The organism is Nitrospirillum amazonense, assembly GCF_029594735.1.
Lineage (GTDB): Bacteria > Pseudomonadota > Alphaproteobacteria > Azospirillales > Azospirillaceae > Nitrospirillum > Nitrospirillum amazonense.
In genome coordinates, this window is record NZ_JARPAF010000001.1 from 1,287,723 (window position 1) to 1,294,522 (window position 6,800).

Genomic DNA, 6,800 nt, shown 5'->3' on the forward strand with positions numbered 1-6,800 from the left:
TGATCATCACGCCGCCTTGACCTTGCGGATGGTCGTCCAGGCGACCAGGCCCGGCAGGAAGACCACCAGGTCGCGCAGGCGGCGGGCGGCCGCCAGGGCCAGCGCGGCGGGCGCGTCCAGGCCCAGCGCGCCGCCCAGCAGCAGGAAGGCGCCCTCCTGCACCCCCAGGGCGCCGGGCACGACGAAGGCGGCGCTGCTGACGGCCTGGATCAGGCCCTCGATCACCAGCGCCTCGACCAGGCCCATGGGATGGCCCAGCGCCCACAGCGCCAGCCAGATCTCACCCGCCCCCAGGGCCCAGCCCAACAGCTGCCACAGGAAGCAGCCGGTGATGGCGCCGGTGCGGCGGTACATGGCCTTGGACGCGCGATCGATGCGGGCGCTGTGCGCCATGATGCCGGCCAGCCGCCCGGACGCCGCCTTGTCCAACAGTCCGGTGACCTTGGCAAACAGGCCGGCGCGCTGCACCAGGATGAACAGCGCCACCAGCGGCACCATGGCCAAAAGCCCCAGGGTCACCTGGCCGGCGATGCCCACGGGGCCCTTCAGCGCCACCAGCAGGCCCACCGCCAGCAGGGAGAAGCCCAGTTGGCTGAGGATGGAAATGGCCATGTCCACTACCAGGCTGGCAGCGGCAGGCGCGACGCGCACCCCATCCAGGCGCAGGATGCGGAAGGATACGATCTCCCCCCCGATGCGCGCCACGGGCAGCAGGCCGTTGACCGACTCGCGGATCCAGACATTGCGGGCCATGGCACCCAGCGAGGGGCGCGTGGCCCCGGGCAGCAGCACCTGCCAGGCGCGGGCGTTGGCCACCATGGGCACGGCATGGAACAGGCCCGCCGCCACCAGGCCCACGCCGGCCGTCTTCAGCAGGGCCCAGAGGGCGCTGGTGTCCTCGCGGGCGACCAGCACCACGGCCAGGACCAGCCCCAGCAGGGCGAACAGGCGGGCTGCCTTTTCCATCGGGTGCGGGCCTATTCCAGGGTGATGGGCAGATCGCGGAAGCCGCCGCGGGGAAAGGCGGCGGCCAGGGCGTTGACCTCGGGATCCAGCAAGGCGGCCAACTCGTCGCGGTAACGATAACCGGGGGCGCCACCCGGCACGTCGTCGCTGACGGCGGGGTGCAGGTAGATTTCCGTGACGCCGGCCGGCAGGCGGGCCAAGGCGCCGCGCAGCTTCTCCGCCGTGACGGCACCGGTCCAGGCCAGGCCCAGCACCTGGTCCGGGGCGGCCAAGCCGGCGCGGCGCACCTTGGCGCGCAGCAGCTTGGCCCAGGGGCCGGTAATGTGGTGCAGACCCAGGTCGGCCTGGGGCGTCACCGCCCGGATGACGTCGGCGGGTTCCACCGGCACCCGCATGGCGCGGGCCCCGTGGCGCCGCGCCGCGTCCAGCAGGATGCGGCCCACGGTGGGATGCAGGTGATAGTGCTTGTGGGCGTTGACATGGTCCAGCGGCAGCCGGGTGGACCGGAAGGCCTGGAACTGCGCCTCCACCTCGGCTGCGACCTGAGCCGCGACCTTGGACCGGAAGAAGATGGACGCCCCGACCTTGGCCAGGTCGTTGCGGAACAGGCCGTCGGGCCCCACCAGGTCGGGAATCCGTTCAGGCGGCAGGAAGGGCTTGCCGTCCACCAGCACGACATGCAGGCCCACGGCCAGGCTGGGCTGGGCATGGGCCAGCGCCACCGCCGCGTCGGCGGCGGCCCCTGCCACCATCAGGCTGGCGGCGGTCAAGATGCCATTGAGGTGAGCGTCGATGACGGCGGCATTGACGGCGGTCGACAGGCCGAAGTCATCCGCCGTAACGATCAGGCGCCGCCCCGATCCCCCATTTCTGGGGGTCGCGGCGGCGCCCGGCGTGGATACGGACATGGGAACGTGTGTCCTGAACCCGAGGTGATAAGCACCGCATTGATCCTTTGTGATTTCTCGCCAAGGATCAATGCCGGCGGCGACTGCCGCCGCGCCGCTGCTGCGGCGTAAGCCAAGCCGGCGGAGCCGGCGCCCGGCGCTTGAGGGCCGGCGTCAGGCGGCGTTGCGGCGTTCGCGCAGGAACTGCCAGAACTCCACGCCCTCGCGCAGGCGGCGCTTCATCATATCCCGGTCACGGACCATCTCGCCGACGATGGAGGCGATCTTGCCGCTGCGGAAGTAGAACTTCTTGTAGAAGGTCTCGACCGAGCCGAAGATCTCGGAGTGGCTCAGGTGGTCGTAATGTAGCGGGGCGATCTGCACGCCGTGCTCGTCCACCAGCTCGGCGTTCGCGTCGTCCAGCCAGCCATTCTCGATGGCCTGCTGGTACAGGAAGGTGCCGGGGTACGGGGCGGCCAGCGAAACCTGGATGGTGTGCGGGTTGATCTTCGCCGCCCACTTGATGGTTTCCTGGATGGTTTCCTTCGTCTCGCCGGGCAGGCCCAGGATGAAGGTGCCGTGGATCTGGATCCCCAGCTCATGGCAGTCCTTGGTGAACTTCTCAGCCACCTCGACGCGCATGCCCTTCTTGATGTTGTGCAGGATCTGCTGGTTGCCGGACTCGTAGCCGACCAGCAGCAGGCGCAGGCCGTTGTCGCGCAGCACCTTTAGCGTCTCACGCGGCACGTTGGCCTTGGCGTTGCACGACCAGGTGATGCCCAGCTTGCCCAGTTCCTTGGCGATGGCCTCGGCGCGCGGCAGGTTGTCGGTGAAGGTGTCGTCGTCGAAGAAGAATTCCTTCACCTGGGGGAAGTTCTTCTGCGCCCACGCGATCTCCTCCACCACATGGCCGACGCTGCGGGTGCGGTAGCGGTGGCCGCCCACGGTCTGCGGCCACAGGCAGAAGGTGCAGCGCGACTTGCAGCCGCGGCCGGTGTAGATGCTGAGGTAGGGGGCCTTGAGGTAACCGATGAAGTAGTTCTCGATCACCAGGTCGCGCTTGTAGACCGGCGACACCCACGGCAGAGCGTCCATGTTCTCGAGGATCTCGCGGTCCTCGTTATGGACGATCACACCCTCGGAATTGCGGAAGGACAGGCCCTTGATGTCCGACCACTTCTTGCCGTCGGCCACGTCCTTAATGGTGAAGTCGAATTCGTTGCGGGCGACGAAGTCGACGATGGGGGCCTGGGCCAAGCTCTTGTCCGCCTCGACCGCCACCTTAGCGCCGATCAGGCCAGCCTTCAGATTGGGGTTGACGGCCTTCAGCGCCTCGATCGTCGCCACGTCCGACTTGAACGACGGGGTGGAGGTGTGCAGCACCACCATGTCGAAGTCTTTGATCTGGGCCGTGATTTCGGACAGCTTGGTCTTGTGCGGCGGGGCATCGATCAGCTTGCTGTTCTCGATCAGCGCCGCCGGCTGGGCCAGCCACGTCGGATACCAGAAAGACTTGATCTCGCGGCGCGCCTGGTAGCGCGAACCGGCGCCGCCGTCAAAACCATCGAAAGAAGGCGCCTGAAGAAATAGCGTCCGCATCATGACCCACCATTTTCGCCGACCGGCACCATTGTGCCGTCGGATTTGACCGAAAAGCGCTGTCCGCGCCAACTCACACGTCGAATGCCAAAGCTGGCAACGAACACCAAAAATGACAAGACGTCTCTGATCAATCCAGGCCATCGCGGCCGGGACCGTGTGATCCGTGCATCAATCGTCACCTGAAGCACGAGACGGGCGGCGACCGCAAGCCCCAGCAGCAGCAGGGACCACGCATGCCAGCCCGCGAAAATTGCGCCGATGAGCGCCAAGGGCACCGGATGGGTGACAATGGAGCCGGCGTAGCCCCCGGGGTCCAGGCCCCGGATGGTGCGGGCCCAGCGCAACTCATGAGTCAGCACGGCGCCCAGGTTGGACTCGGGTGACAGGTGCCCCACCACAAACGGCGGCACCGCCACGGCCAGCCCCAGCGCGCGCACCGCCATGCCCATGGCATGGTCGTCCGCCAGGATGTCACGGAACGCGGCGAAGCCGCCGATACGCGCCAGCGTCTGATCTGTCAGGGCGATGGTGGAGCCGAAACAAGGCTTGGCCAGCCCGAGGCGCAGCCCCACCAGCACGTTGGGCAGGAAATGATGATCCACGGCGCGGGCCGCCTGGTCCTGCCAGAAGGAGCCGGCATCCACCGGATCGCCCCGGTAGAGACAGGTGACCAGGCCCACGCCCGGGCGCGTCAAGGCATCCACCACCCGCGCCAGATAATCGGGCGCCACGGCGATGTCGCTGTCGGCCAGCACCAGCACCTCGTGCCGGGCGACCGCCATCAGGTTGATGACGTTGGAAATCTTGGCATTGGCGCCATGGCGGGTGGTGTCGACCACCAGGTCCAGGCGCACCGGGCTGCCCACCGCCTCAAGCTCGGCGATCAGGTCTTTCACGATGGCGATGGCGGGGTCATCGTGGGCCTGGACGCCGCACACCACCTGCACCGGCCCCGCGTATTCCTGGGTGGTCAGCGCCCGAAGGCGGGCTGCCAGCCCCGGCTCCGCCCCGTGCAGCGGGCGCAGCACCGTCACCGCCGGCGCGGGCTCGCCTATTCCCTCGCCCTTCCCACTCCTGCGCGGCGCGAAGAAGCGCCGGGCACTATCCACCGCTGCCATGGTGTAAAGAGTACCGACCGCGGACATCGCCCCCAACCCCCAGCCCAGGGCGTCGGTCAGCAGGGTGCCCAGGGCGTCGGTGGACGAGAACGGCATGCCGTGCGGAACTTTCAAATAGAAGCGGACCGGCGACCCGGTCCGATGATGTCTCTGTGCCCGTGGTCTTAACGTAAGCGCGCCGCACACGCCAGCGAACGTCACCGCGGCGCGGGTTACCGCTGCATTGCGATACACCGAACGCGAATGCGCATCCTGTGACGGCGGACATAGCCCCTACCGTCACACGCGTTATTGCCTTTGCCGATCATCCATCGACCGGCATATTGCGTTGCACGCTCCGATATTACACTTCGGGAGTGCATTTCCAATCATGGTGGTCGACACCATCCTTTGTTATCCAAAGTGTCGCACCCTGGCGTCGCAGCCCAACCGGGCAGGCGGCGCGGTCCCCGGTTCCGCATCCCGCAGGAAAGTATGGCCAGCATGATCAGACAGTCCCGCGCGGCCCTGGCCGCCTGCCTCCTGATGGGCTTCATGCTCGCCGGCTGCGCCGCGCCGCCCAATGGCGGCCGTGACGAGCTGGGCGTGGTGGAGCCCTGGGATCCGATGGAGAACGTGAACCGGGTCACCTTCGACGCCAACATGTGGCTGAACGACAACGCCATCGGCCCGGCCGCCCAGGCCTATCGCTGGGCAGTGCCGGAGTATGTGCAGCTGCGCCTGCGCCACGGAATCGAGAACCTGGGTGAGCCGCTGATCTTCGGCAACGATCTGGCCCAGGCGCGCATCAAGGCGGCCTTCACCACCTTCTGGCGATTCGTCTTCAACAGCACCATCGGCCTGGCGGGCATGTACGACGTGGCGACGGACATGGGGCTGACGCGGCAGACGGGCGACTTCGGCCAGACCCTCTATGCCTGGGGCGTGCGGCAGAGTCCTTATTTCGTGCTGCCCCTGCTCGGGCCGTCCACCGTGCGTGATGGCGTGGGCGTGGGCGTGGAGTTGTGGGCCGACCCCACCGGCCGCTTGTTCGACCACGCCGACGGCGGCGACGCCAACTACGCCATAGGCGTGGTGGGTGGCCTGGACAAGGCCCGCAACCTGGAAACCCTGGATGAGTTGCGCAAGGGCACCATCGACTTCTACGCCCTGCTGCGCAGCGTGTGGCTGCAGAACCGGCAGGCCGCGCTGGATGAGTCCATCGGCGTGACCACCAACAACATGCCTGCGATTCCTTAACGATGCCCTCAGGCGGCGGGCGGGCCCATCCGGGCCCTTGCCTTCCTCGGCTCGCGCCCTGCGGTGCTCGCTCCGGCGGACGCGGTCGCGTCCTGCTGGTTCCTAAACGATGCCCTCAGGCGGCGGGCGGGCCCATCCGGGCCCTTGCCATCCCCGGTTCCCAGCCTGCGGTGCTTGGCATACAGCGGCGGTCGCGTCCGAACGGCATGAGCGCCCGGCGGGGAAAGTCGGACTTATAAGCAAGAAAAAGGCCCGGCCTCCCCCATGGAAGACCGGGCCCGATTCCTGACGGCGTCGTGAGAGGCTCAGGCGCCGGCCAGCAGTTTTTCCGCCTGCTGCTGCAACCCCTGGATCAGGGCGTCGGCGCCGCCTTGCTGGACGGCGGCGGAGAACTCCGAGCGCCGGGTGGCCAGCTGGCTGATGGTGCCATTGAGATAAACATCGACGATGCGCGTCTGGTCGCCCTGGCCGCGCATCAGGTAGTTCAGCGGTACCGGCGGCTGGCCATTAGGGGTCAGCTTGGTTTCGACGATCTTGTCGGCCCCGCGCGTCTGGGGCGTGGGATCGACGTCGAAGACCTCGCCATTGAAACCGTCGAACTGGTTGGCGTAGGTCGCCACCGTCACCTTGGTGAAGGCGTCGATGGCGCCCTTCTGCTGGTCCGGCGTGAACTTCTCCCACGCAGGGCCAACGGCCAGGCGGGTCATGGTCGCCAAGTCGAACGTCGACTTGATCACCGGGTCCAGCTTTTCCGCGCGGCCCTTCACGCCCAGCTGCTTCGCCTGCTTCATGCAGCTCAGCAGCGTGTCGTAGAAGCCCTTGACCTTGGCCACCGCCGGATCGGCGGCTTCCGCCGTCGCAGCGGCCTGCTGGGCCAGGGCCGGCAGCGCCGTGCCGGTCATGGCCAGGGCCACGAAGGCCGCGGCGATGGCTTTACCCTTGAACGCGGTGACCTTGGTCGTCATGCGGTCCTCACCTGAGCGTTGGC

At 67.6% G+C, this 6,800-nt stretch carries 6 protein-coding genes; 1 reads left to right on the forward strand and 5 read right to left on the reverse strand.

Going from position 1 to position 6,800, the window contains the following annotated elements; all coding sequences use genetic code 11:
- Positions 1 to 6 precede the first annotated feature (6 nt).
- The 4 genes from P5F91_RS05200 to hpnI form a co-directional block, all read right to left on the reverse strand.
- Positions 7 to 966, reverse strand: a complete 960-nt coding sequence (locus P5F91_RS05200; RefSeq protein ID WP_277906707.1) for a lysylphosphatidylglycerol synthase domain-containing protein — start codon at positions 964 to 966, stop codon at positions 7 to 9.
- A gap of 11 nt (positions 967 to 977) precedes the next feature.
- On the reverse strand, positions 978 to 1,874 hold the full coding sequence (gene hpnK, locus P5F91_RS05205; RefSeq protein ID WP_277906708.1) for a hopanoid biosynthesis-associated protein HpnK: 897 nt from the start codon (positions 1,872 to 1,874) through the stop codon (positions 978 to 980).
- A 153-nt stretch (positions 1,875 to 2,027) separates the two neighbouring features.
- Positions 2,028 to 3,455, reverse strand: a complete 1,428-nt coding sequence (gene hpnJ / locus P5F91_RS05210) for a hopanoid biosynthesis associated radical SAM protein HpnJ (RefSeq protein WP_211107027.1) — start codon at positions 3,453 to 3,455, stop codon at positions 2,028 to 2,030.
- Positions 3,452 to 4,807 carry a bacteriohopanetetrol glucosamine biosynthesis glycosyltransferase HpnI gene (hpnI, locus tag P5F91_RS05215; protein ID WP_277906709.1) on the reverse strand — a complete coding sequence of 452 codons (1,356 nt, stop codon included), beginning with the start codon at positions 4,805 to 4,807 and terminating at the stop codon, positions 3,452 to 3,454. The genes hpnJ and hpnI overlap by 4 nt, the downstream gene beginning before the upstream one ends.
- Before the next feature lie 249 nt (positions 4,808 to 5,056).
- Here hpnI and P5F91_RS05220 point away from each other — a divergent pair, with 249 nt between their 5' ends.
- Complete coding sequence (locus P5F91_RS05220) at positions 5,057 to 5,812, forward strand: MlaA family lipoprotein (protein WP_186454872.1); 756 nt, start codon at positions 5,057 to 5,059, stop codon at positions 5,810 to 5,812.
- 305 nt (positions 5,813 to 6,117) lie between these two features.
- On the opposite strand, the gene P5F91_RS05225 is transcribed toward P5F91_RS05220, so the two are convergent.
- Positions 6,118 to 6,800, reverse strand: a 683-nt coding sequence (locus tag P5F91_RS05225; RefSeq protein WP_277906710.1) for an ABC transporter substrate-binding protein, incomplete at its 5' end; no start/stop codon positions are given.

Bases quoted from the DNA above. Each gene is read 5' to 3' on its own strand.
- P5F91_RS05200 (WP_277906707.1), bottom strand. From the start codon at position 966: ATGGAAAAGGCAGCCCGCCTGTTCGCCCTGCTGGGGCTGGTCCTGGCC.
- hpnK (WP_277906708.1), bottom strand. From the start codon at position 1,874: ATGTCCGTATCCACGCCGGGCGCCGCCGCGACCCCCAGAAATGGGGGA.
- hpnJ (WP_211107027.1), bottom strand. From the start codon at position 3,455: ATGATGCGGACGCTATTTCTTCAGGCGCCTTCTTTCGATGGTTTTGAC.
- P5F91_RS05220 (WP_186454872.1), top strand. From the start codon at position 5,057: ATGATCAGACAGTCCCGCGCGGCCCTGGCCGCCTGCCTCCTGATGGGC.